This is a genomic window from Pseudoalteromonas sp. SG44-17 (assembly GCF_014164235.1).
Taxonomy (GTDB): Bacteria; Pseudomonadota; Gammaproteobacteria; order Enterobacterales; family Alteromonadaceae; genus Pseudoalteromonas; species Pseudoalteromonas rhizosphaerae.
Genome location: NZ_JACJEV010000006.1, coordinates 65847 through 91080 on the forward strand (window position 1 = coordinate 65847; position 25234 = coordinate 91080).

Genomic DNA, 25234 nt, shown 5'->3' on the forward strand with positions numbered 1-25234 from the left:
GCGGCTGTTACAATTTAACACTGATGCCAATTAATTTAGTATGCACCTGCGCTGTAAATAAGCTCATAACTGTGGCTGTAAATCTCGAGAATGTTACCAAACGGGTCTTCCATGTAGATCATGCGATACGGTTTTTCACCTGGGTAGTAGTAACGGGGTGCTTCCATACGCTTTTTACCGCCAGCTTCAACAATACGCTCAGCAAGGCCTTCTACATCTGGATCTTGAACACAAAAATGGAATATACCGGTTTTCCAGTATTCAAAGTTGTCAGCTGGGTTTTCTTGATTTTTAAACTCAAAAATTTCTACACCAATACGATCACCTGTTGAAAGGTGCGCTATTTTAAATTTTTCCCATTGTTCACCAAATACTTCAGTACACATTTCGCCTATTGGGCTTTTATCTTCGGTAATTAAAGTCGGCTCCATAATGGTGTACCAACCCATTACTTTGGTGTAAAACTCAACGGCTTTTTCAACATCGGGGACCGAAATTCCAATGTGCGAAAAACTACGTGGATAGGTATGACTCATAATAATGCTCCAGTTTAACTATGCTTAGTTGTTGGAGTTAGTTTACGAACCGACATGTATTAAGTAAAATTATCATTAATCATCATTTTGAGTACGTTTTATAATGATAAATCCTACATGGTTACATACCTTTTGCACCTTGGTGGAAGTAAATCACTTTACCCAAACTGCAGAACGCCTTTATATGACCCAGTCAGGTGTGAGCCAACACATTAAAAAGTTAGAGCAGCAGGTTAATTGCGCATTGCTTGAACGCCATGGCAAGCAGTTTACCCTTACCGCACAAGGGCAAGGCTTATATCAAAAAGGAAGCCAGTTACTAAAAGAGTGGCAGTTTTTAGAGCAACAACTGCATGACGACTCACCCTACAGTGGCAATATAAAGATTCAATCACCAGGCAGTTGCGGGCTTAAGTTTTATAATCAATTACTTGATTTACAAGGGCAACATAAAGCACTCACTATTGATTATAGTTTTGCCCCAAACGAAAGCGTGGAACAGGCCGTTGCTAATCACAATGCTGATATTGGTTTTTTAACTCAAGCCCCAACGCTCAGCGAGGTTACCAGCCATAAAATCGGCCAAGAAGCACTATTATTAATTACACCAACCGGTTACCAAACTCCAAGCTGGCAAAACTTATGCGAACTTGGCTTCATTGCTCACCCTGATGCAAAACATCATGCGCAATTATTGTTAAGAGAAAACTACGCGGAATTTGAACACATTGAGCAAATAAAACGCTCTGGTTTTTCAAACCAGATTAATTTAATTCTTGAACCTGTCAGCCTTGGTCTAGGTTTTACTGTGCTACCGGCACATGCTGTGAGTGCATTTAGTAAACCACAGTTGATTAACGTCCATCCATTACAGCACCCGATCAGCGAATCTATTTATGTGTGTTATCACCGTAATCGGCCTTTGGCAAAACGAATGAGTAAAGTGATCGAGGTGATCAAAGCTGGGCTGTAACTGTTTGCAAAAAAATGGAGTCGTTGCAACAAAAGGTTTAGTCACCAACAAAAAATAAACCCTTTTTATAGCGTATTTATTAAATACTTCATGCTTTTTCTGTTAAGTTAATACTGAGTATTAATGCTAAAGGATAGTCTCAATGGAAGTAAAACAGCTAGCAAGTAAGACCTTAACCGGCTTAAAAGTAAGAACATGCAATGCCAATGAAATGAATGCTGGCACAGCAAAGATAGCTGAGCTTTGGCAAAAATTTGGCGAAAAATATACCTCAAAACTCACAAAAGACAGTAAAGTCTATGGTGTTTACACTAACTACGAGAGCGATGTGACCGGTGATTTTGATGTCATTGCCTGTAGCGATGAGCAATCAATTAACCTTCGTGATTCAGTAACAGTTACAACACACGCAGGGAGTTATTTAGTCTTTAGTGGCGAAGGCGAAATGCCCGACGCTATAATTGATTTATGGGGTGAAATTTGGCAATACTTTAGCTCAGATGATTGTCGTTACACTCGTACTTATACCAGCGACTATGAATATTATAAAACCGCAACTGAAGTAGAAATAGCGATCGCAATTGCTGAATAAATAAGGAGTCTGTCGCTATTCAAATGAGCGCTGAGTTCCTTTTTTTCGTGGGGGGGGGGAGTGTGGGATTTCGCACTTCCCCAATTAAAAATATTATCTCATTCAACTAAATTTAATCCCACTAAAAATAAGTCTACACTCCATACCTAGATCACTTTAACAAAGCGAATGCAGAGACGGTAAGCATGGCTACGACTCTTCTTATTTAATCAATATATGTTCACAAAATTAACTTGGCTTTAAAAAGAAAAGTAAATAAAGCTTGTTATATGGTTTAAGTTACTGTTATCCTGCTCTGCATCGGGTTGATAGAAAGCCCTGTTTATTTGTAAGTACCACGTTGTTATTAGTAATAATCCTTCGCGCTATCCTCAGTTAAATGCTTGTTTTCTTCCTGTTAAATTGCCTAAATTAAGGCACACTTTTATTAATTCTTAGGATACTATTATGTCTAATACAACAACTGGTTCAGTAAAATGGTTTAACGAAGCTAAAGGTTTTGGTTTTATTGAACAAGAGTCAGGCCCTGACGTTTTTGCTCATTTCAGCGCAATCTCAAGCGATGGCTTTAAGACTCTAGCTGAAGGCCAACGTGTACAGTTTACTGTTACTCAAGGTCAAAAAGGCCCGCAAGCTGAAAATATCGTTAGCATCTAATTTTTAATTAATGGGTTAGTAATAACCCGTTAATGCACTATAAGTTTGAAAGAAATTCTGTTTATTTGTACGTACCACGTTGTTATTAGTAATAATTCATCGCGTTATCCTCAGTTAAATACTTGTTTTTTCAGCTAAACCGCCTGATTTTAGGCACACTTTTATTAATATCTAGGATATCTATTATGTCTACAACTACAACTGGTACAGTTAAATTTTTCAACGAAGCAAAAGGTTTTGGTTTTATCGAGCAAGAGTCAGGTCCTGACGTTTTCGCTCATTTCAGCGCTATCAGCGGTGACGGCTTCAAAACTCTAGCTGAAGGCCAACGTGTACAGTTTACTGTTACTCAAGGTCAAAAAGGCCCACAAGCTGAAAACATCGTTTGTATCTAAACGATTGTTTTAGTTAATACGTTTTAACGTATTAAAAACCCACTGATATTAATTTATCAGTGGGTTTTTTTATACCAATCGTGTTAAGTTATTGGTAGTTTATAGCGACGGATAAATAGAGTGATAACAATGCATGAATTTTGATATGTAGTTGTTCTACATGAAAAATTTATAACGCCGTTAGCGCTTTATTTAGCGCGCTAGAAAGGCTAAATATTTAAGTCGATTGGTATTAATATCTGCGCTATTTTGCGTATAGCCAATCTAAACCTTGGATCAGCGTGGTTGGAAATGCCGTCGCATGCTTTGCTCCTTCAATGATAGAAAACTCAAGCTGTATATTTTTAGCATCCCCTTGACGTATTTTACTCGCTAACTTATTAGCTCCAGTTATCATATCTTGCCCTTCGCCAAATTCAGGTGTTTCTTTACTACCTACCGATAAGTAAACCCTAACGTCTTGCTTAGCTGTAGTAATCGACTGAGATAGTATGCTCTCATTATCAAACCACACCGACGGGCTACCAATAATGTAACTTTCAAACATATTAGGCTGGGTAAAAAGTACATGAGCAGCAAATAAGCCCCCCAATGAATTACCTACTAAAGTACGTTGGTTAGAGGTCACACGGTAATTACTTTGCATATAAGCAAACACATTATCACGAATAAAAGCAGCATGTTGCTCGGCCTTACCCGTTTCGAGCTGCCAATCCTTTGCTTTACTTGGTGTGTAATCTCTAATACGGCTTGATGACCCTTTAGAGCCTTGCGAATAACCAATTGCAACGAGTATTGCTTCATTCATGGCGCCACTGTTCATAGCAAAACGCGTCGCCCCGGATGCCACTTGAAACGCATACGAGCCATCAAGGAGGTAAACAACAGGGTATGTTTTATCTTTATTTCGACTGTAACTGCGCGGGAGCTTTATAAATAAAGGATAGCTAAGCTTTGCCTGCTGATCGGTAAGCTCTATAACCGCACTTCTGGGGATTTCAAACGATTGCTCAGCAACGCTGCTAAAAGTTGAAAACAAAATAAGAAAGCAAACTAAACACTTCAAATTAACCATTTTTAATTAATAACTCTTTTTTATAATTAATTCAGACAGCTTATCAAATAACTCAATATACGTGTGGCCATTTTACTGCCACTATTTTTTAACAATAAACATCAGATTAATCGATAGCTGCAATCGCTTTAAATCGTGATTTAGCACTAGTTTTTAATCGTTAATCTTCTATATTGGTACAAAGGATGAACTTAAACAGGGTTTATCAATCAATATATTACATTCAGTAGCAAGTTAATTGTTATGAACTAAGCTTTTAAACACAGTGATTTATAGACCGAGTTTTATATTCCGATACAGGAGCTAAAAATGAGCAATTCAGGTGCGGGTAAATGCCCAATCATGCACGGTAGCAATACACAATCGTCTAATTCCAATACTAATTGGTGGCCAAAGGCCTTAAATTTAGACATTCTTCATCAACACGATACTAAACCTAATCCCTATGGCGATGACTTTAATTACGCTGAAGAATTTAAAAAATTAGATCTTGAAGCCGTTAAAACCGATTTAAAAAATCTGATGACACAAAGCCAAGATTGGTGGCCTGCCGATTGGGGTCATTATGGTGGCTTGATGATCCGTATGGCGTGGCACTCAGCAGGATCATACCGTTTAGCTGACGGCCGTGGTGGTGGCGGTACAGGTAACCAACGCTTTGCTCCTTTGAACTCATGGCCTGATAACGCTAACCTTGATAAAGCACGTCGCTTACTTTGGCCTATCAAGAAAAAATACGGTAATAAGTTATCGTGGGGCGATTTAATTATTTTAGCAGGCAATATGGCTTATGAATCAATGGGCTTAAAAACCTTTGGTTTTGCCGGCGGGCGTGAAGATATTTGGCATCCAGAAAAAGACGTCTATTGGGGCGCGGAGAAGCAATGGCTTGCGCCAAGTGATGAACGTTACGACAACGTAGCAAAACCAGACACCATGGAAAACCCGTTAGCTGCAGTGCAAATGGGGTTAATTTATGTTAATCCAGAAGGCGTAAACGGCCAGCCAGATCCACTCAAAACTGCGGCACAAGTACGCGAAACGTTTGCTCGCATGGCGATGGATGACGAAGAAACCGCAGCGCTCACGGTGGGTGGCCATACGGTGGGTAAAACCCATGGCAATGGCAGCGAAGAGAATCTTAGCCCAGAGCCTGAAGCCGCAGATGTATTTGAGCAAGGCCTAGGTTGGAACAACCATAAAACGCGTGGGATAGGCCGCGATACTATGACATCAGGCATAGAAGGTGCGTGGACAACTCACCCAACTAAATGGGATAACGGTTATTGCTATCTGCTGTTAAATTACGAATGGGAGCTTACCAAAAGTCCAGCGGGTGCAAACCAATGGGAACCGGTAAACATTAAAGAGGAAGATAAACCTGTTGATGTTGAAGATCCATCAATTCGCCTAAATCCGATTATGACCGATGCCGATATGGCAATGAAGATGGACCCAAGCTATCGCAAAATTATTGAACGTTTTTATAATGATTTTGACTATTTCACTGATGTGTTTGCACGGGCTTGGTTTAAACTCACTCACCGTGACTTAGGCCCTAAATCTCGCTATTTAGGTGCAGATATACCAAGCGAAGATTTGATCTGGCAAGATCCCATCCCAAGCGTAGATTACACATTATCTGATGCTGAAATTAGCGAACTTAAAGACAAACTGCTAAATGCAGGCATTAGCGCCAGTGACTTGATCAGCACTGCATGGGACAGCGCCCGTACTTACCGTGGCTCTGATCATCGCGGTGGCGCCAATGGCGCACGCATTCGCTTAAACCCGCAAAAAGATTGGCAAGGTAACGAGCCAGAAAAACTTGCTAAGGTATTAACGGCTCTTGAAAAAGTGCAAGCAAGTTTAAGCAAACAAGTGAGTTTAGCGGACTTAATTGTACTTGGCGGTACTGCTGCAGTTGAACAAGCTGCAAAAGCCGCGGGTGTCGATATCACCGTGCCATTTGCAGCAGGTCGCGGCGATGCGAGCGACGACATGACCGATGCAGAGTCGTTTGATGTATTAGAACCAATTCATGATGGCTTTAGAAACTGGCAGAAAAAAGATTATGCCGTTTCAGCCGAGGAGCTACTTTTAGAGCGAGCACAACTTATGGGGTTAACTGCCCCTGAAATGACGGTACTACTTGGTGGGATGCGTGTACTAGGCACTAACCACAGTGGCAGCCAGCATGGTGTATTCACCGATAATGTAGGCACATTAAGCAATGACTTTTTTGTTAACCTAACCGATATGAACTATCGCTGGGAACCGGCAAGTAAAAGCACGTATAACATTATTGAGCGCAGCTCCGGTAATACTAAATGGACCGCTACCCGTGTTGACTTAGTGTTTGGCTCCAACTCTATTTTAAGAGCACTTGCTGAATTTTATGCGCAAGACGATAACAAACAGCGTTTTGTACAAGACTTCGTTAATGCATGGGTGAAAGTAATGAACGCAGACCGCTTTGATATTTAATTAAAGCAAAAAATGTATAACTTAAGCGCGAGAGTTAATATTCTCGCGCTTTTTATGTCAAAAACCGAAAATTCGTATTTGTAAAAATAAAATAGACTGTAAACCCCCATTACAACTTGGCTAAAAATACTACAGGAAAGCGAGTAATATTTAGCTATTCTAAATAGCCATATTGGTAAGTTGTAGTGCCAGTTCTGTTGCTTGACTGTAAGCATTACTTAACGATTGCTGATGACGAATATCGGCAAACTCTTGATACTCAGAAGCAATTTCATGAATTGTGCTCACGCCTAAATATTTGCTCAAAGTACGTAAATGGGGCACTAAATGGCTCATATGCTCACGTATACCGCCTTGCTCAAAACCAAACTCACCGCTTGAGGTGATCACAACCAATGTTTTACCGCCTAGTAAAGGCTGTAATGGAAAGTCTCCACGGGCCAGATCAAAATCAAAGGTTTTGTTGATCCTCACAACTTGATCAAACCACGCCTTTAACTGTGCGGGCATACCGTAGTTATACATAGGCGAGGAAATCACAATAATATCAGCGGCTGCAATTTCAGCGATTAATGTGTCTGACAAGGCCAGTAACTGTTGTTGTTTTGCAGTCTTTTTATCGTCAGGGGTAAATACCGCACCTATCCAGTCTTGGGTAATAAAAGGCGGCGGATTAACACCTACATCACGATAAATATACTCATCTATGTTTTGCTGCTGAGTAACGCTCTCTATAAAACGCTTAGCTATATTTTTAGAGATTGAATCGTGATCTGGATTGTCATTTTTAACGGCTCTGATGCTTGCATCAATGTGTAATAGGGTGGTCATGCTGTTTATCCTGTTAGTAATTGTGCAGTAATCATCTAACTAACAGCGGCTTTTCACAAACGAGTTAACCTCAACTATAAGTAAGTTATACTCACCTATAATTAATTTCATCATTTGCGAATATCACTTATGCAAGTATCACTACAAGCGCTTAAAGCCTTTGAAGCTGCGACGCGTTTAGGCAGCTTTAAAGCCGCCGCTGATGAACTCTCACTCACGCCAACCGCGATTTCACACCATATAAATAATCTTGAAAGCCGTTTAAATGTGGATTTATTTTACCGCCAAGTAAGAAAGATCACTCTCACTCCCACTGGTGAATATTTAAGTGCGGCCACAAGTGACGGCTTTAACCGCATCGACCAAGCACTGGCAACTGTGCAAGCCACAGGGGCAACAGTTAAAATAACCACCACCTCGTCACTGGCCGCCCTGCGCTTAATACCCGCATTGCAGGAATTATCTATAAACCAGCCTAATCTTGAGGTAGATATATCAACCAGTGAAGCCGTTGATAAACAATTGCACACATTACCCATTCGCTTTGGCCAGCAGCGCAATATAAACGCAGATGACATTATAAAAACCGAACAATTTAATCTATTTGGCTCACACAAAGCAGCCGATATCCCATGGCAAAATGGCCCTGTTACGCTGTATACCACAAAATGGAAAAACAACGCCCTGAGTGAGCCACCACTTAAACAATGGCTTACTCAAAACAACTTAGATCCTGCGTTATTTATTATTAAAACCTTTGACCAAGAGCTATTTGGCATTCAAGAAGCTATGGCAGGCTCAGGACTGGTGTTTTGCTCAACCACTCTTGTGCAACGACTTTTAAACACCGAGTTACTTAAAAACTTTAATACTCACGCGGTTGAATCTGAGTTTTGTTATTACATACCCAATAAACAGCGCTTTCAAACCCGAGATACACGCCTAGTTTTAGAATGGGTAGAAGGACTGTTGGATTGATACCGTTAAATTTATGAAACACCATAAATTCACAGTTTATTGTGAATTCATGCTATTCCATGGTTATTTCTGGAATAATTCACAGAATACTGTGAATTTACTCTTTATTTAATTACCTCCTGTTTTAATTCACAAAATATTGTGAATTATTAGCTTTTCTATAAGTTTTTAACTATTATTCATAGAATACTGTGAATTTTGGATAGGTAATGGAAGTCACGATAAAGTCAGCAAAACAATTAGGTAAATTGGCAAGTATAGTGAGAAAAAGCCAAAAATTTGATCAAAAAACAGCAGGGGAGTTCTCCGGTATTAGCATTAATACAGTGAGTGACTTTGAAAATGGCACAGGTTCGCTATCGATTGGCCGCGCGTTCGATTTAATGGAAGCTTTAGGTTTAGAGGTAAAAATAGACGTAGTTGTACCTCAACACGATGAAAAAGCTAAAAATAAATTAATAACTCAAATCCAGAACATGGTGGCTGGCCATGAATAATAGATCACTCGATGTTTATGCTGGCAAACAGCTCATGGGCCAATTACAAGATAGTAACGGCTTTTGGTCTTTTAAATATGATCAAGCTTGGCTTAACTCGGCGAATAAATTTGCAATAACTCCCAGTATTCCACTGCAAGAGCATGTGATTCTTGATTCTGGTACTACTCGTCCTGTGCAACAGTTTTTTGATAATTTACTGCCAGAAGAAAATGCTCGTGAATTGTTAGCTAAAGAAGTGAGAGTTGATCATGAGGATTCATTTGCTCTACTAACTGCATCCGGTATTGAATCTGCTGGTGCTTTAACCCTATTACCAGAGCATATTGATTTTCCAGCCCCAAGCGCTATACCATTAGCTTTTTCAGAGTTATCTAGTCGTATCAAAAACTTGCCCAGAGCACTGTTAAATAGCCGCCAAAGTAGCCGTATGTCACTTGCTGGGCCGCAACATAAAATGCTGGTTATTAAGCTCGGTGATGAGTTATTTGAAGGAAACGAAGGCACACCTTCAACACATATACTCAAACCCGATCATTCTGAGCCAGACCAATATTGGCAAACGACATGCAATGAGTGGTTTATGATGAAACTAGCGGGACGATTAGGGTTAGATGTACCGAATGTAGAACTCATTTATACGCCGAGCCAGCCTATTTAGTTGAACGCTTTGACCGTACAGGAAGTTACCCTGATCAAGAGCGTAAGCATATTATAGATAGTTGCCAGTTATTAAGTTATAGCAGGCACTCCAAATATTCTGCATCAACGGTTGAAACATACCAGAAAATACTCAATAACGTACGTCCTAAAGCTGCAACGGCCATTAAATTATATCAATGGATTATTTATAATTTATTAGTCGGTAACGGGGATGCGCATTTAAAAAATATCAGTTTTTATTACGAAAACGGGTCTGCGCAAATAACACCGTTTTATGATTTATTAAGCACCATTATTTATGTTCCAGAAGGTGCAAAGCCTCTAGAAGAAGCGTTACCTGTTCCCATAAACGATAAAAAACGTTTCTGTGATGTCAACAAAGCTGATGTTATCGCTTTTGCAAAAGAGCTAGGTATTCCAAACTCTACAGCAGTAAAGCAGCTAAGTTATTTTTTAGAAAATATAGAGAGTGAATTTAGTAACTTATACCAAGAAGTTGAAAATATGCCACCTGCAGATGTGCGCGTAGCGGAGTTAAGAATGTTAAGAGAAGTGCAGTTTTTAGTGGTTAAAGAAATGGTTGGGAAGTTGAGTTAAACTATGTTTAATGGCAACAAACGACAAAACTTGTTTAACCTATGATTTGAACACGTATTGCTAAATTATACTATTAAGCATGTCCTTATCGCAAAGTGCTATTGAAATAATACAAATTACGAAAGCTGTACTGACCATAAAGGATAACAATATGAGGGAAAAGCATGCCCATTTCACCGCATCAAAAGATTATTAATACAATTGTAAGAGAAGCATTTAAACCAATAGGAGTTAAAAGAAAAGGACAATCAAGAGTCTGGCTTGATGATAATGGCCTTTGGACAACTGTAATAGAATTCCAGCCCTCAAGGTGGAAAAAAGGCACCTCTCTCAATATTGCGGTATGCTTTCAATGGTATCCAAAAGAATATTACTCGTTTGATGTACGCTTTTTTAGAGAAATAAAGTTTGTTGAGTTTGAATCAGAAGAACAATTTAAACATCAAGTTCAAGTATTAGTAGATGAAGCAAAGCCTATAATTTTACACATTAGAAATTTATTTTCCGATAAAAAATCTTTAAAAGAGCATGTAATTAACAAACTCAATGAGAATAGCTCTATATGGTCAAAATATAATAGAGGTATGGTATGTTTAATAAGTGGTGACATAGACCAAGCTATACAGTTTTTCCAACAAGTTACTGACGATATTGAGGACAGGGAGTGGACTAAAGAAGTAAAAGGTATAGCTCAAAAATTATTAAAAGTACTGGCATCAGAAGAGAACTATTTACCTTTTATCGAAAGTTTAGTTAACAAATCTAGAGAGCTAAAAAAATTAAAGCCTTACAGTATCTCTAAAATATAGAAACATATAACTAAAATGCCATGGGTCATTTATTCCCTCAGCCAATCCCTACAAATTTTTTGGGGTTTCGTTGCACTCTACCCAACCTTTGTAAACCCCCATTACGACTTGATTAAAAAAGCCACACTTCAGAGCAATTAAAGTCTGGCTTTTTAGTGTTTTAACGCGTGTAAAGCTATTAGCTAAAATTTACGTCATTTGGGCATGCTTAATAAATTCATCGTAAATACTGTCTTTAATTAACCTGTCGGGAGTAAAGGCATAATAATGCTGATAAACATTATTAATTGTACCAATATAGCTAACGTCATAATGGCGCTCAACTTCGGCTCTGACCAAAATAGGCGCAGGGAACACCCCAAATCCTTGCTCACCCAATGCTTTCATTAATGCGCTGTCATCAACATGGCCTGCTATTGATACTTCAATACCCTGTTCTTGCAGCCAATAATGAATAGCACGTGTGACTGGGCTTCCTTTTGCAGGGAGAATTAAAGGCTTATTATTAAGAGATTGTGGAAACTGTTTATATAATTGCGAGTGCCATGTTGCATTGCCAAAGAGAGCTATTTGGCTTTTTCCTATTTCATGACAAAAAGCCTTAAATGGTAATGTGGTATCAAGCGGTTTATCAGCTAAAACTAAGTCGAGCTTATGAACCGTCATTTGCGCGAGCAGCTCATCTTGCTGACCGTCAATGCAATGTAAGTTTGTAATACGCTCGTTATCAATTAAAGGGGCTAGCCACTTAGAAACTAATGATTTTGGTAATACATCCGAAATGCCTACTTTTAGTGTTCGTGACAATTGCGCAATATCACCTTGGGTAGTTTCTAGCCATTCATGGGCAATAGCAAACATATCATCTGTGTATTGCTGAGTGACATGGCCAAACTCAGTTAGTCTTAGCCCTCTGCCTTGGCGAATAAACAGTGGCTTACCTAATCGTTGCTCTAAGTTGGTAATTTGAGAGCTGACCGTTTGCGGCGTTAAGTTGAGTACTTTACTGGCAGCAGCAATACTGCCGTGCTTACTCACTTGCCAAAAATAGTATAAGTGATTGTAGTTTATGTTGGTTATCATTCGAAAAAACCTGTCTTTAAATCAGAAATAATCAGCTTTATCCTTTGTTACTAAGTTAGTAGATTACATCCATGCCTGCAACACAGGTGCTACTAAAGGTGTAATTGCATGAAGCTAAAACTTACGGTTAAAAACAAAACAATTAACTCAAGTGAAAAAATGTCAATTTTGAAATTAGTGAAAAGCCAGTTGGCAAAACATGCTTTAAATATTCGTAAAGTAGATATTCAAATTAATGATCTATTAAACGAGCGGCTGGGTACTTTGCAGCAATGCAAAATCAATATTCTTCTACCTGGTTTGCCAAGCATAAATGTAAATACCAAAGGAAGGAGCATGCTACAAGCTATAAAGCGGGCACTAAAAAGTTTGCAGCAAATTCTCGTTAGTAAGTATCAACCTTCGCAACCAAGCTCTTAATTTTTCTTAATATCGCACTTGTAGTGGCACGGATGCTACTTTTTTATTTGCGTAAAGTACGTTTAACACTAAAACGACTCAAACCTTTGACCTTTAACTTTATTTTATAAACCTCACACCATTTTGATTAAAAAAGCCACACACTAACTGTTAGTGTGTGGCTTTTTAGCATCTAACTTTTTTAAAGCGATTACTTATTCAATAAGTTCTTTTCAAAAAAATCGGCCATCATAGTGTGATAGTGCAAGGTGGTACCTTTGCCTTCTCGTAAGCTATGTGAGCGATTTGGATATGAGAAAAACTCAAACTGTTTGTTGTACTTAACAAGCTCGTTAATTAAACGCTCTGAGCCTTGGTAATGAACGTTATCATCCCCTGTGCCGTGAATAAGCAATAGCTTACCGGTTAGGTTTTTGGCAAAGGTAATTGGCGAGGTGTTGTCGTAACTTTCAGGATCGGTATTTGGGTTACCCGCATAACGCTCTTGATAAATAGTGTCGTATAAACGTATATCTGGCACCGGTGCTGAGGCAATACCGACTTTGAACTTATCGCCATGGCGGAACAATAAATTAAGGGTTGAGCTGCCACCGCCTGAGTGACCCCATACACCAACACGGTCGGTGTCTATTACATCCCAGCGTTTTGCCATGGCATCAAGCGCATCAACTTGGTCTTGTACAGTGACTGAGCCGATTTTTTTATAAATCGATTTACGCCAATCACGGCCTTTTGGTGCGCGTGTGCCTCGGTTATCAACCGATGCCACAATAAAGCCTTTTTGTGTTAGCAGTGATTTATACAAGTAGCTGTCGCCTTCAAAGCGGTCTTGCACTGTTGAGCCCCACGGTTCGCCATACACGTAAAAAACGATTGGGTATTTTTTACTGTTATCCATGTTTTCAGGGAACATAATGTAGCCGTCAAGCTCGGTGCCGTCGCTCGCATTCACTTTAAAGAACTCGTGGCTTGGTAAGCTTTGCTCAGCCAGTTTTTCTTTCAGCTCTTTATTTTCAACTAAGGTTTTAACATTACTGTGATCGCTTACTTTAATGATCTCTTTAGTTGGCGGCGTGCCAAATTGTGAGTAAGTGTGCATTGCCCATGAGGTATCTTTAGACATGTAATAGCTGTTTGAACCTTGAAATTCAGCAGGCGTTACGCGTACAGGTTTACTACTACCATCCAAAGACGTACTAAATAAATAACGTTGACCTGCATCGTCTGGCGAAGCGGTAAAATACATCACGTTCTTATCTTCGTTTAGCGCCAGCATATCAACAATATCGTAATCACCTGGGGTTAAATCGATAATGGTTTTACCATCGCGAGATACACGATAAAGGTGACGCCAGCCGTCGCGCTCGCTGTGCCAAATAAAGAACTTACCATCTTTTGACCAGTTGGCTTTGTAAAACCACTCGATAAAAGCATCGTCTTTATCTTCTAAAATTTTGGTCAATTGCTGTTTTTGCCAATCGAACAGCCAAACCTTGTTGTGGTTTTGCGGGCGGTTTAAGTCTTGGATCATTAATTCCTTACCGGTGCCTGCCCAGCTAATACGAGGAATATAGCGGTCGCGATTATCGCCTTCAAGTTTGGCCCAGCGGGTTTTCTTATCAGCAAGGCTAACAACCCCCACGCGTACTGCCGAGTTAGTTTCACCGGCTTTTGGGTAAGGAAACTCTTTTAAAGTAGGGTAAAGCTCGTCGGTGTTGTTGATCATGGTGAAAAACTTAACGCCGTTGGTATCAAGCTGCCAATAGGCGATTGATTTGTTATCTGGGCTCCAACTAAAGCCATCAGCAATGCTGAATTCTTCTTCGTAAACCCAATCAAAGTTACCATTAACGATTTTAGCGCTGCCATCGGTTGTAAGCGCTGTTACTTTGTTGCTGCCAACCGCTTGCATATAAATGTTGCTATCACGCACGTAAGCTACTTTTGAGCTGTCTGGTGAGAATTTAGCAAACATCAGTTTTTTAGGTTCTGGTTGCTCACCGCCGAGTTGCTGTAATTTATTGGTTTCAAGGTTTAAGAGCCAAAAATCACCACGGCTGCGAGAGCGCCACACTTGCTCGCTATTGGTAAATACCATCAACCATTTGCCGTCTTTTGACCACTGGTAGCTTTCGATTGCAAATGGCTCATCTGCGCCCTCTGGCAGTAGTTTTTCAAACTCAACTAGAACTTTGCGGCCAGTACCATCGGCGTTGTAAAATACAATGTCGTTGCCTTTTACACCGTGCTCTTTTTCGTCATCTGCTTTGGTATTTTCAGCGTTGTCTTTTTTATCTTTTTCGCTTCCACGTTCTTCAAGCACGGTGTAGCCGGTGCCATCATCAAGCCATTTAAAGTAAGTGCTACGCTGCGCTTTGAAATATTTATCTTTATAGATTTGTTCAAGCGAAAGTGGATTGCTAATTTGATTCATCGTTGTTGTAGCCGTGACGTTGTGTGTTACCGAACAGCCTGATAGCGACAGCCCAGCCAATACCGACAGGACAAGCCCTGAGGTTTTGATTATATTCATTATATGATCCTAAAAGTGCTGTTATTAGTTATTGTATTTGTTCAAATGGTTGAGGAAGTGACAAAATGATTCGCTCGTAAAACTGAGCAAGGTTAACTACAGATACTTTAGCAAAGTTTGCATATAAGATCAGAACGTTCATCGCAAGCATTCATCCATTGACCCCAAACATTACATGCAATATACAACATAAAGTTTAATCTTTTTTGTTTAACTGCCAAACAACTATATTTGCCGGTACAACGCCTTTAACTCCATTCGCAATAGCTTCACATCTAATTAGTTGTAGCGAATAAGCATGGTGATAGTGATCAAATACCTCTTGAGCGCTAATACTGTATGGTGTGCCATCGCGTTTAGACTGATCATATACACAACAAATAAGTAGCTGTGGTGCTTTTTGTGTGATCATCACTACATGCCTGCTATATTTTTTACGTAGTGTAAAAGGCAGGGCTACTAATGATCCGCGATCATATGTAACATCAACAGATCCAAGTAAGTTGGCGGTTAGTGCAAAAATATCTCCCACCCAAATAGCCAAATTATCCGCACTATACAGTTTAAACTTGTCGTGCACCGTTACTGTAGGTGCAACATTTAAAGAGCCAAATAGTTGTTTAATGGCGCTTTCACAGAGCTCAACGCCCACAACCTGTATATTCTGCTCGAGTAGCCATGCAATGTCGTTTGTTTTACCACATAAAGGCACGAAAACTCGGCCATTTTGAGGAATTTTCAAGTTAGTAAAATAACGATCTAAGTATGGATTTACTCGGCTTTCATGAAAACCAATATCATTGTTTTTCCAACGATTTAACCAATAATCAGCAGACATAGTAGCTCCTCAAAATAGCAATAAAACAAGCGAGCTGATATAAATTCCTGCACCAAATACACAATGTGATACACAGCTTTTAACTCTGGCCGACGCTGGTCTTGGCGTTTTACTCGCAGCAATACCCAGCCCAAGCGCAGGTTGCATAATAAAAAAAGGCATACATACTGTGGCTAAACCAAATATAAGGGCGGGTATTAGGCGGGGGGATACTAGCCAGTCATTTGACATAACCAATAAAAAAGTAAAACTAAAAATAACGCCTATTACATAATGGATAAACCAACCGATTGCGCATTCGCCTTTTTGCGATGGCGCTTTGTTTATTGCTGTATGTTTAAATTGACCACTTCGCATCAAGCTTATCCAGCGACCGACCATACAAAAGTTTAAAGATGGCACGCCAAACACTTTCGCAAGTAATAGCGACCAACTATCAAGCACTGCTGTTGCGCCTACACCGATAACAATAACAGCTACCCAATTAATACTGTGTTCCATAAAAATACTCTTTAACAAGAAAACCTAAGAGCAATGATATAGACTTACTAAAATGTTAAATATAAAGCTTTAATCAAACTTAAATTGCAAAAGTGGAATCATGCTAGATGATATAGTGCTGTTTGTGCACATAGTACAACAAGGAGGATTGTCTCAAGCGGGGGAGTATTTATCGCTGCCTGCGGCAACAGTTACGCGGCGTTTACAGCGCCTTGAATCTCGCCTTGGGCAAAAACTGCTGCATCGCTCTGCACGCCAATGCACACTCACACAACAAGGGCAGGTGTACTATCAAAGTTATGCCAACTTAGTTGAGCAATTTGAACAAACTCGTTATCAACTCAATCAACAAAAAGAACAACTTAGTGGTAAGCTAAAAGTGCTCGCGCCACTGAATATCTGTCATGGTTTTTTAAAGCCGATGTGGTTGTCGTTTTGCAAGAAATACCCTGATATTCAGTTGGAGCTGATTTTAAGTAATCAACTTGACGATATTATTAAAAACCAAGCTGATTTAGCGCTCAGGATCGGCCCTCAAGCTGATTCGTTATTACAGCAAAAAAAGCTCGCAGAAGCCGACTCTATCTTAGTCGCATCACCTGAGTACCTAACAAATGCAGCAAAACTTGTTGAACCGAACGATTTAAAACATCACCGTTTAATTGGTACAACACTTAGAAATAAATGGCTATTAACGAACACGCAATCATGTGCTACTTACACACACATGTGCCGCTTTAAAAGCATTTATAACGATACTGGCTTTGTAAAATATCAAGTTGCGGATCATCAAGGTATCGGTTTGTTACCGCGCTTTGAAATTATAAATGAGCTACAAACAAAAGAGTTAGTTAGAGTATTGCCACTATGGCAAAGCCTGCCGCGAGAAATTTATGCCATTTGGCCAAGTGGTCGTTTACTTAGTAAAAAAGCGGTTTGTCTTAGAGATTATATGCATAACTTTATCAGTGAACAGTTACCGAACAGTTAAATTTTTTTGTGCCACTGGTACTGCATTTGTTTTGCCGTAAGCTCTGCAAGCTCAGGGCTCCCCAGCTCAGCAACTAATTGCAAGCTCATATCAATTCCTGCAGAAATACCCGCTGAAGTGGTGAATTTATCTTGTGATACCCAGCGCTTATTACTGATCACATTTAACCGAGGGAACATATTAGCGAGATCCGCAAGATCTTCCCAATGCGTGGTAACCGTTAAGCCATCGAGTAAACCCGCTTTGGCCAGTAAAAAAGCGCCTGTACACACTGAGGCAACTTTAGCAGTAGCACCAGCGGTTTCTCGTATCCAGTTTATTACGGCAGGTTTTTCAAGTTCAACAGTGTGTACACCACCAACAACAATGAGCAAATCAATAGCGGGGTGATCAACAAAACTGTAATGGGGGTTTACACTAAAACCACCGCGCGCCATAACAGGTGTATTGTTTTCAGCAATAAGACACACCTGCCAATCGTTATTAGCGAGTCGTTTAGCGGTACTAAACACCTCGAATGGGCCTGAAAAATCCAGCACTTCGGCATCATCGTAAATATAAATACCAATGTTCATCGCTTGCTTGCCTTATCTACTTTGCTTCATTCACGTCAAATAGTAATTTTAACCACCTTAAATCTTTAGCATCTAAGTGCGCTTGTTTATGTAGCGACGAGTCATCATAAACTTCTTTATAAACATGACAAATAGCTGCTTCAGTCAGCTCTCGCCAAGTATCATTAGCTAATTCAGGAATAGATCCATCAGCTAAGTTAAAACTAGTTAAGGGATCATGTTCCGCTTCGGTTGTTCTTAATGTAAGTGCTAGTTCTTGTAAAATAGGGTTAATAACTTGCACTGTATTCGAGGCTTCAAACTCTTGTATTATACTATTTTGTGCTTCTTTTACTGCTTTTTCGAGCTGATACTGTGATAACTTATCGCCAGATGCGCGTATACCATATTTATTAAATAGCCCAGTAAAACTAGGTAAGACCGCTTTTGCAGCAATCGCCGCACCAATAGCAGGGTTTGCAATGGCAGCAAGGCCGCCTACTAATAACATGCCATAAGTAAGCTTTCGATCTAACGCGTCGATGTCATTGGCAAGTGATTGCAAGGTGTTAGTGCGCTCTGCAGCTTGCTGTAGCATTATTTCATTAGTACTATTTAACATGTACAGCCTAAGCCCAGCTTCAGCATGCTCATTAGGAAAATGAAAAATGCGCCGCTTGGGTAGATTATTCACTTCTGGTACACCGTTAGGTAAACAACGCATAGTATGTAAAGCAAACTTATACTCTGATAATTCAAAAGGAATTACAAAATAGTGCTTTTCGTCAAATGATATCGGACTTACTTTTCCACAATGTTCTAACGATATGAAAATAGGTAATCCATTGACCTTTTCTTTGGCTAAAACATAGCCTTTATTAAGCTCATCAGTAAACTTATCTGATACCGATTTTAGCGTTGCAATTCCTTTGTTTAACAGCTGTTTCATTTTCTCTATTGATCCAATTCAAGGTGAGCTCTCTCAACACTTTCCTGAGGTAACTCTTTTTGCACCGACACCCCTAACTCTTTAAATTCAGATGCTTGTTTAATTAAATTGCCTTTTCCGCGATATAACTGCGAAAACGCTTTGTCATAACTTTCTTTGGCTTTATCTAGTTGCTTACCAACGCCTTCCATACTGGTTAAAAAGCCGTTGAGCTTGTTATAAAAACGTTCGGCGCGGTTTGCCAATTCTTTGGAGTATTTAGTTTGCTCCTCAAAGCGCCATAACTGTTTCACGATATTTAAGCTGGTTAAGAGGGTAGTGGGGGTGGCAACCAGAATGTTCTTTTCTATCGCTTGTTGGTAAATATCACTTTGGTATTTAAGGGCTTCAACAAAAGCTGATTCTATCGGCACAAACATCACCACCACTTCAGGAGAGTTAAGCCCAGATAAGCGATCATATGATTTACTCGCCAGCTCATTAATACGCGCTTTTACAGCCTCAACATGCTCTTTAATTGCTTGTTGAGCCTGCAGTTCATTATCTGCATTTACGTAGCGAGTGTAAGCGTTTAGCGAAGTTTTAGCGTCAATCACTAAATGCCGACCTTGAGGCAAATACACCACCACGTCAGGGCGCAGGCGGCCTTCTTCGGTATTAAACGATACCTCGCGTTTATAATCAGTACCAGCGCGCAGTCCTGCGCTGTCTAACACGTTTTCAAGCATTAATTCGCCCCAATTACCTTGGGTTTTCTTTTGCCCTTGCAATGCGTTACTGAGCCTGTCTGCTTGCTCAGTGATTGCTTGGCTTTTCGCTTGTAGATGTAATAACTCTATTTTCAGAGCTTCACGTTGTTTTACATCTTCAACATGAATTGATTCCAATTTATCCCTGAAGCCTTTTAGCTCACCTTGGACAGGTTTTAACAGCTGCTCAATACTTTCTTGATTAAGGACTTTAAATTTTTGCGATTTTTCTTCGAGTATTTGATTAGCAAGGTTTTCAAACTCTTTTTTAAGCTGCTCTTTGCTTTCTTTAATATGTTGTAACTGCTGCTCAAAATGGCTTTGCTTTTGCTCAAGCATAGTGCGCATATTATTGAGCTCAACATCACGGGCATTGTATTCGCTTCGTAGTGTTGTTAAATCAGCTTCAGCCTTGCGCCAATAATGGTTGTATTGCTGGCTTTGCTTTTCTTGCTCAGTGAAGCGGGTTTTATAGTGCTGAGTTTCGTCGCGTTGTTCTTGGTGGCTTTGTTTAAGTAAATCGTGTTCATCTATCAAGGCAGTATATTGCTGCTGTTTTTCATTGGACTGTGTTTGCAATAAAGCTAGTTGTTGCTGCTGCTCACTTAGCTCTGCTGTTAGTCGCTTACCACGGCTTGCATTAATAACACTAAAAAGCACCGCGCCAACACTAAAACCAATTCCAACACTTACCCAATCAATGTCTGTAAGTAACTGTATATACATAAATAAACTTTAATTAGCCAAAAGACAGTTCATGATAGCCAATCTAAAAATACCAAGATAGGTTTTTTTACTTTTTTATGACCCGAAAAATTATTACAGGACATTACAAAATACTCATCTTAATTCGTTATATAAACTATTTTATTCTACACTCAGAATAATTATAAAAACCAACAAGTGGTTTTTACTTATACAACAATACAAGGACTGAAAAAATGAACGAAATCAATACCCCAAATATTGAAGTGCAATGTAAAGCAGATAACTACTTTTCCGTTAAAACGTTAACTGTTTTACCTCATACTCAAGAAAATTGGTTAACGTTTTTCAATAGCGAAACAAACCCAACTGAATCACTAAGTGTTTTATTTAATAATGCTAAAAATAACGATGCAAAAAGCATTGAGAAAAAACAATACGTAGAGCTTATTATCAGCCTAGATCCATCAGTGGCTGCCGATTGGGAATTTTATGGGAATGGCGTTGAATATTGTGGTGCAGATAGCAATTGCCAATATAATATCTCTACCGAGATCACAGATGGCAACACTTTAGTTTTAACAATTGCTCAAGTAGAACCAACCTACGAATTTTTAGGTGTTGATAAAGACAACCTTGAAAAAGTTGTTGAAGTAACCGAAGGCAAAGAAACTGAGTATTTACCTATTTCGTTTAGGTATACAGCTAAACACGTACCTTCGGGCAAGATTTATATGTCACAAGATCCAAAAATTGTTGTTCGTAGGCCTGGCAATACCCTTTAATTTAAAACGCTAGCACAACTAAAAGAAGGGTCATATTGCAGTATTAACGCAATAAACTCTTCTTTTTGGCACCAAGGTTTAAACCAGGGTAAATTAAACCACATCGGGTGATAGCCTATCACTAATGACTTTTCTATATACATTAATGCTGACTGATATTCACCAATCACACTATACACAAGCGCTGCAGTGAACACATATTCATTGTGATCTGACGCAATACTAATTGCCTTATTTAATGCTTGTAAGGCTAGTTTAGCTTCGCCAAGTTGGCTATATGCTTGCGCGACTTCTAAATAACTATCAAGGGTGTGTTGATTTTGCGTAAGCTCAACTACCTTTAAATAATTAGCTGGGTATGATTCACTAAGCCCTAAAGCTTTTTCAATATCAGCAAGGTTAAGGCGAAAGCTGATATGCTCTGGGTTTATATCAACCGCCTGTTGGGCAACTACTAATGCTTGCTCAAACTCTCCTTGTAACGAATACGCAATACTTAAGTTACTTAAATCTATGCTATCAGGTTTAATCTCAATAGCCTGTTTATATTGCTTTATTGCAATTACTAAGTCCCCTTCGGTAAGAGCAATATCGGCCAATAATTGATTTGCCATGTAGTTTTGAGGACTTACGTTTATAACTTCATTAAGCAGCTGCTTTGCCTCTTCAATTTGACCTTGCCACCACAGTACTTGCGCTAAATTCAGCTTTATAATTGGACTGACGCGTATTTTTAATGCAAGTTCAAATGCCTGTTGTGCTTCAGGTAACTGGTCTTGCTGTAAGTAAAGGGTTCCCTGTAACTCATAAAGCGTTAATGTATTAGCTCCAACTTGCTCAGCTTTAGTCAAGTACTGTTTAGCCGCTAACCAATCTTGTCTAGCAACCGCGATTAGCATTGCATTTTTAGCAAATGCAGGGGTGTTTTGATACGCAGTTGGTGAGTTAAAAAGTAACTTATTGGCAATATCTAAATACTCTGTTTGCTGTGATTGCTGATACAAACTCAGTGCGACTTCACGTAGTAACTCATAATTGGCATATAACTGCGGGGTTTGTTCAATAGCCTCTTTAATACGCATAAATAATTGCTCAGTGTAATCACCTACTTGCTGCACTTTTTGATAAAGCTCTATATGCTCAATTTGTACTTTGTCACTAAGTTGCGCCATTGTAATATATTTACTATCAAAATCAGGAAAAAGAGCTGTTAATTGCTGACTGCTTGAATGGTACATTTGACTATAGTTATCAGTAATAATCGGCCATTGCTTGCGCGCTTTTACCGTCCAATTTGGCGCCTCGAGCCGAACTAACGTTAAATAGCATTGTGGTTGCATACAATTAAGCTCAGCGGTCACCACTTCTTGTACTCCCGTTGCTTGCTTTAATTTATGTAACTTATCTACAAAAGTAAGTTTAGCCTTGCCGCTTTGTACAATAGGCGCAACCTCATCCTGCGAAATAAGATTTAACTGCTTACTATTAATAATACTTTGCCTAATAGCATCATCAATTGTGGCTTTGAGCATATTTGTATCTGCAGATAACAGTGCGGCTGATTTTACCACCGGAGGTAAAAATGCAACATAGTGCTCTGCTGGTTTATGTACTTGCAGCTTATACATTAAGCCTGTTGCAACCACGGCTATGCAAAGCAAAGTCCCTAAAAAAACAGTCTTTTTAGGCGGTTTTTTTTGTAATGCGAGTTGCTCTAGTGGAACTGTGTCTTGCGCCAAAATTTCTTGCTGTTTAATAGCTATAATAACGGCTTGTAACTTACGCTCTACACTTTGAGCATCAACAGGGCGGCGGTCTTTTTTTCGTTGTAATAATTGATTTAGTAAATCACATAATTCATTAGGTAACTTGGGAATGATCTCATGTGCATTACACGCTTTACCGTTGGCAATATTATTAGCAATCGTTTGCGCAGATCCTTCACCAAATGGATGACGGCCACTAATAAACATATAGGCCAGCATACCAAAAGAAAATAAATCACTGCGAAAATCTAACGGCTGTTTATTAAGCTGCTCAGGGGACATCGCACTAGCACTGCCAAAACTGGATTCATCACGTTGCTCACCAAGCGGCTTATTTTGTAATGTTGCAATACCAAAATCGGTGATTTTCAATTCATTTTTATCAATTAAAATATTGCTAGGTTTTAAATCACAATGCATTACATCTTGACTATGGGCATGGGTTAGACCAGCACACAGTTGTGCTAATAAATTAAGCTTTTCGGAGAGTGTGGTGACGTGCTGATGTTGAAACTGCTGTAATGTTTTACCTTTTAAGTACTCCATTACAATACAAATTTGCTGCTCATACAAAAGTACATCGTGTATTTGTACAATATTTGGGTGATTTAAACGGGCAAGCAGCTGTGCTTCAACCAAGGGATCGCTATGTTCTACTGAGTGCTCAGTAGGCTTTAATAATTTAATCGCAACATAGCGCTTTAAACGTGTATCCTCTGCAAGATACACACTTCCCATTCCTCCTTGGTTAAGTAGCTTAATTAATTTATAGTTAGTGATGACTTTATTAAATTTTAATACTGTTTCATGCTCTAACGACATCCGAGGTACTCTCTAATTCACACCCTTTATAAATCATAAAGGATGCACCAGCAAACCGCACTTTTCGCAATTGTCTTTCGATTATATTTTCAGCATCATGAACATTGACTAGAACTTCTGAAAACTGCTTACGAGCACGATGTATCTGTATATTTAAATAGCGCATGTCGACACCTAAATCTTTCACTAATTGCTCCGTATTTACCCAACCTTGGTTAGCTGGTAATACTCCTTTTTTAGCATCTAAAGCTCTATAGCGCGCTAAATTTAAGGTTAAATAGTGATGGCAGCGAACATGCAAATCAAAATCTTTATTATTATTGTGATGTTGAACTTTTAATTCTGATGTTTCTTCGTCCAAACTTAGGTTAAAAATAAAGTCTAAATCACTTATATACAATTGTGGTACAGAGCTCATCTGGGTTGCAACTTCCAGATGGCTAGAAAGAAACATCCATTGTTTGCCACCTAAGGTAATAATACTATGATCTTCTAAGACTTCTCGTATCGTAAACTCATCATCGTGTAATGATTCTAACAACCATTGGCCGCTACTTTGCTCAAAAACAACCACGCTATCAGGTTGCTGCTCTGGCAATAGGTGGTAATGATTAAGCTTAATTGTCTCGGCTGTTTTACTTTGCTCGTCATCTAACTTAATTAATTGATCTGTAGGTGGACTGAGATCTTTAACTACATAAGTAACCTCTGAATTACCGGCAAAATAAATCTTATCGCCAATACTTAATTCTTCAGAGTCATCCTTCACCAAACGCTTATGATTTAACCAAGTACCATTCAGGCTTAAGTCACGGATATACCACTTCCCATTCAACCACTCAATAATGGTGTGTATTTTCGACACGCTTAGATCGTTGACAAGTGTATCTACAGAATATTGAAACCGCCCAAAACTATGATGCGCATATAAAAAACAATATTCGCTTGTATGTTTATTAATTAAATAAGCCATTATCACTACCTTTAAAGAATGACGAGGTATGTGTCTAACTATTGATATTACAATCAATTCTCCATAATAGACACAACCAAATCAAAATGAAACAAAAAATTAACATTTAATGAATTCATAGATTTATCCGCAAACAATTGCGGCCAGATAACAGTATTTTAGAAATAAAAAGGCAAAATAAACATTACGTACTATTACAGCAATCTTTTATTAAAGGGATAAGTAAAAAGAGTGAAATATAAAAAAAAGCCAGCTTAAGGTAAGCTGGCCTAATATTACTAAAATAAGTAACTAAAACTTGGGAATCAACATGATGCCTGCGGAAACTGCAATTTAACAACAAGCATAATAGTAGACGCCCCTAAATTAACTTAGTTCAAAAATAAATTTAAATTTATTGAAATAATGCAACGGCTCCCAATTGCAGACATAAAAAAAGCCAGCTCAAAATGGGCTGGCTCAATCATTACTAAAA

Annotated in this window: 23 protein-coding genes and 1 pseudogene; 12 read left to right on the forward strand and 12 right to left on the reverse strand. The window is 39.1% G+C overall.

Annotated elements, in window-relative coordinates:
• Window positions 1-35: 35 nt before the first annotated feature.
• Window positions 36-536 carry a lactoylglutathione lyase family protein gene (locus H5182_RS06605; protein WP_149980329.1) on the reverse strand — a complete coding sequence of 167 codons (501 nt, stop codon included), beginning with the start codon at window positions 534-536 and terminating at the stop codon, window positions 36-38.
• 103 nt (window positions 537-639) lie between these two features.
• Here H5182_RS06605 and H5182_RS06610 point away from each other — a divergent pair, with 103 nt between their 5' ends.
• The 4 genes from H5182_RS06610 (at window position 640) to H5182_RS06625 (ending at window position 3153) form a co-directional block, all read left to right on the forward strand.
• Entirely contained in the window at window positions 640-1509 is an 870-nt protein-coding gene (locus H5182_RS06610; RefSeq protein ID WP_182759744.1) for a LysR family transcriptional regulator, read from the forward strand.
• Between the two features lie 142 nt (window positions 1510-1651).
• Window positions 1652-2101 (forward strand): GyrI-like domain-containing protein, encoded by a 450-nt coding sequence (locus H5182_RS06615; protein ID WP_182759745.1) that lies wholly within the window; start codon window positions 1652-1654, stop codon window positions 2099-2101.
• A 447-nt stretch (window positions 2102-2548) separates the two neighbouring features.
• Complete coding sequence (locus H5182_RS06620) at window positions 2549-2758, forward strand: cold-shock protein (RefSeq protein WP_145238950.1); 210 nt, start codon at window positions 2549-2551, stop codon at window positions 2756-2758.
• A gap of 185 nt (window positions 2759-2943) precedes the next feature.
• The gene (locus H5182_RS06625) at window positions 2944-3153 is read left to right on the forward strand and encodes a cold-shock protein (RefSeq protein WP_016706518.1); all 210 of its coding nucleotides are present in this window, start codon (window positions 2944-2946) and stop codon (window positions 3151-3153) included.
• A gap of 244 nt (window positions 3154-3397) precedes the next feature.
• On the opposite strand, the gene H5182_RS06630 is transcribed toward H5182_RS06625, so the two are convergent.
• Window positions 3398-4228: an alpha/beta hydrolase-fold protein gene (locus H5182_RS06630; protein ID WP_182759746.1), complete on the reverse strand. Its 831-nt coding sequence runs from the start codon at window positions 4226-4228 to the stop codon at window positions 3398-3400.
• Window positions 4229-4537: 309 nt separating this feature from the next.
• On the opposite strand from H5182_RS06630, the gene katG reads away from it, so the two are divergent.
• A complete protein-coding gene (gene katG, locus H5182_RS06635; RefSeq protein ID WP_182759747.1) occupies window positions 4538-6715 on the forward strand; it encodes a catalase/peroxidase HPI in 2178 nt (725 codons plus the stop codon).
• Between the two features lie 159 nt (window positions 6716-6874).
• On the opposite strand, the gene H5182_RS06640 is transcribed toward katG, so the two are convergent.
• Complete coding sequence (locus H5182_RS06640; protein ID WP_182759748.1) at window positions 6875-7546, reverse strand: FMN-dependent NADH-azoreductase; 672 nt, start codon at window positions 7544-7546, stop codon at window positions 6875-6877.
• Window positions 7547-7675: 129 nt separating this feature from the next.
• On the opposite strand from H5182_RS06640, the gene H5182_RS06645 reads away from it, so the two are divergent.
• The 4 genes and pseudogenes from H5182_RS06645 to H5182_RS06660 all read left to right on the forward strand — a co-directional run bounded on the left by H5182_RS06645 (window position 7676) and on the right by H5182_RS06660 (window position 11090).
• Window positions 7676-8524 (forward strand): LysR family transcriptional regulator, encoded by an 849-nt coding sequence (locus H5182_RS06645; RefSeq protein ID WP_182759749.1) that lies wholly within the window; start codon window positions 7676-7678, stop codon window positions 8522-8524.
• Between the two features lie 209 nt (window positions 8525-8733).
• On the forward strand, window positions 8734-9021 hold the full coding sequence (locus H5182_RS06650; RefSeq protein ID WP_182731199.1) for a helix-turn-helix domain-containing protein: 288 nt from the start codon (window positions 8734-8736) through the stop codon (window positions 9019-9021).
• A 34-nt stretch (window positions 9022-9055) separates the two neighbouring features.
• A pseudogene (locus H5182_RS22620) lies at window positions 9056-10281 on the forward strand (HipA domain-containing protein).
• Window positions 10282-10445: 164 nt separating this feature from the next.
• Window positions 10446-11090 carry a hypothetical protein gene (locus tag H5182_RS06660; protein ID WP_145238969.1) on the forward strand — a complete coding sequence of 215 codons (645 nt, stop codon included), beginning with the start codon at window positions 10446-10448 and terminating at the stop codon, window positions 11088-11090.
• Between the two features lie 189 nt (window positions 11091-11279).
• Here H5182_RS06660 and nhaR read toward each other — a convergent pair whose 3' ends face one another.
• Complete coding sequence (gene nhaR, locus H5182_RS06665; protein WP_145238972.1) at window positions 11280-12173, reverse strand: transcriptional activator NhaR; 894 nt, start codon at window positions 12171-12173, stop codon at window positions 11280-11282.
• A 108-nt stretch (window positions 12174-12281) separates the two neighbouring features.
• On the opposite strand from nhaR, the gene H5182_RS06670 reads away from it, so the two are divergent.
• On the forward strand, window positions 12282-12593 hold the full coding sequence (locus H5182_RS06670; protein WP_182759750.1) for a hypothetical protein: 312 nt from the start codon (window positions 12282-12284) through the stop codon (window positions 12591-12593).
• A gap of 190 nt (window positions 12594-12783) precedes the next feature.
• Here H5182_RS06670 and H5182_RS06675 read toward each other — a convergent pair whose 3' ends face one another.
• The 3 genes from H5182_RS06675 to H5182_RS06685 form a co-directional block, all read right to left on the reverse strand.
• The gene (locus tag H5182_RS06675; RefSeq protein WP_182759751.1) at window positions 12784-15126 is read right to left on the reverse strand and encodes a S9 family peptidase; all 2343 of its coding nucleotides are present in this window, start codon (window positions 15124-15126) and stop codon (window positions 12784-12786) included.
• A 196-nt stretch (window positions 15127-15322) separates the two neighbouring features.
• Window positions 15323-15964, reverse strand: coding sequence for a thiopurine S-methyltransferase (gene tmpT / locus H5182_RS06680; protein WP_182759752.1), 642 nt, complete (start codon window positions 15962-15964; stop codon window positions 15323-15325).
• Between the two features lie 9 nt (window positions 15965-15973).
• Window positions 15974-16465: a DUF2938 domain-containing protein gene (locus tag H5182_RS06685; RefSeq protein WP_145238984.1), complete on the reverse strand. Its 492-nt coding sequence runs from the start codon at window positions 16463-16465 to the stop codon at window positions 15974-15976.
• A gap of 100 nt (window positions 16466-16565) precedes the next feature.
• Between H5182_RS06685 and H5182_RS22300 the strand changes: the two genes are divergently transcribed.
• A complete protein-coding gene (locus H5182_RS22300) occupies window positions 16566-17456 on the forward strand; it encodes a LysR family transcriptional regulator (RefSeq protein ID WP_257326690.1) in 891 nt (296 codons plus the stop codon).
• Here H5182_RS22300 and H5182_RS06695 read toward each other — a convergent pair.
• From H5182_RS06695 to rmuC, 3 genes are read right to left on the reverse strand one after another with little or no spacing between them, the layout of a single operon-like run.
• Window positions 17453-18031: a DJ-1/PfpI family protein gene (locus H5182_RS06695; protein ID WP_145238987.1), complete on the reverse strand. Its 579-nt coding sequence runs from the start codon at window positions 18029-18031 to the stop codon at window positions 17453-17455. The two genes, H5182_RS22300 and H5182_RS06695, sit on opposite strands and share 4 nt — an antisense overlap.
• A gap of 16 nt (window positions 18032-18047) precedes the next feature.
• On the reverse strand, window positions 18048-18959 hold the full coding sequence (locus H5182_RS22305; RefSeq protein WP_259397117.1) for a hypothetical protein: 912 nt from the start codon (window positions 18957-18959) through the stop codon (window positions 18048-18050).
• 5 nt (window positions 18960-18964) lie between these two features.
• On the reverse strand, window positions 18965-20434 hold the full coding sequence (rmuC, locus tag H5182_RS06705; protein ID WP_182759753.1) for a DNA recombination protein RmuC: 1470 nt from the start codon (window positions 20432-20434) through the stop codon (window positions 18965-18967).
• Window positions 20435-20649: 215 nt separating this feature from the next.
• Between rmuC and H5182_RS06710 the strand changes: the two genes are divergently transcribed.
• Entirely contained in the window at window positions 20650-21198 is a 549-nt protein-coding gene (locus H5182_RS06710; RefSeq protein ID WP_145238997.1) for a hypothetical protein, read from the forward strand.
• Here the strand turns inward: H5182_RS06710 and H5182_RS06715 are convergent.
• Both H5182_RS06715 and H5182_RS06720 read right to left on the reverse strand, forming a co-directional pair.
• Window positions 21195-23786, reverse strand: coding sequence for a serine/threonine-protein kinase (locus H5182_RS06715; RefSeq protein WP_182759754.1), 2592 nt, complete (start codon window positions 23784-23786; stop codon window positions 21195-21197). The two genes, H5182_RS06710 and H5182_RS06715, sit on opposite strands and share 4 nt — an antisense overlap.
• Window positions 23770-24759 (reverse strand): FHA domain-containing protein, encoded by a 990-nt coding sequence (locus tag H5182_RS06720; protein ID WP_182759755.1) that lies wholly within the window; start codon window positions 24757-24759, stop codon window positions 23770-23772. The genes H5182_RS06715 and H5182_RS06720 overlap by 17 nt, the downstream gene beginning before the upstream one ends.
• Window positions 24760-25234 lie beyond the last annotated feature (475 nt).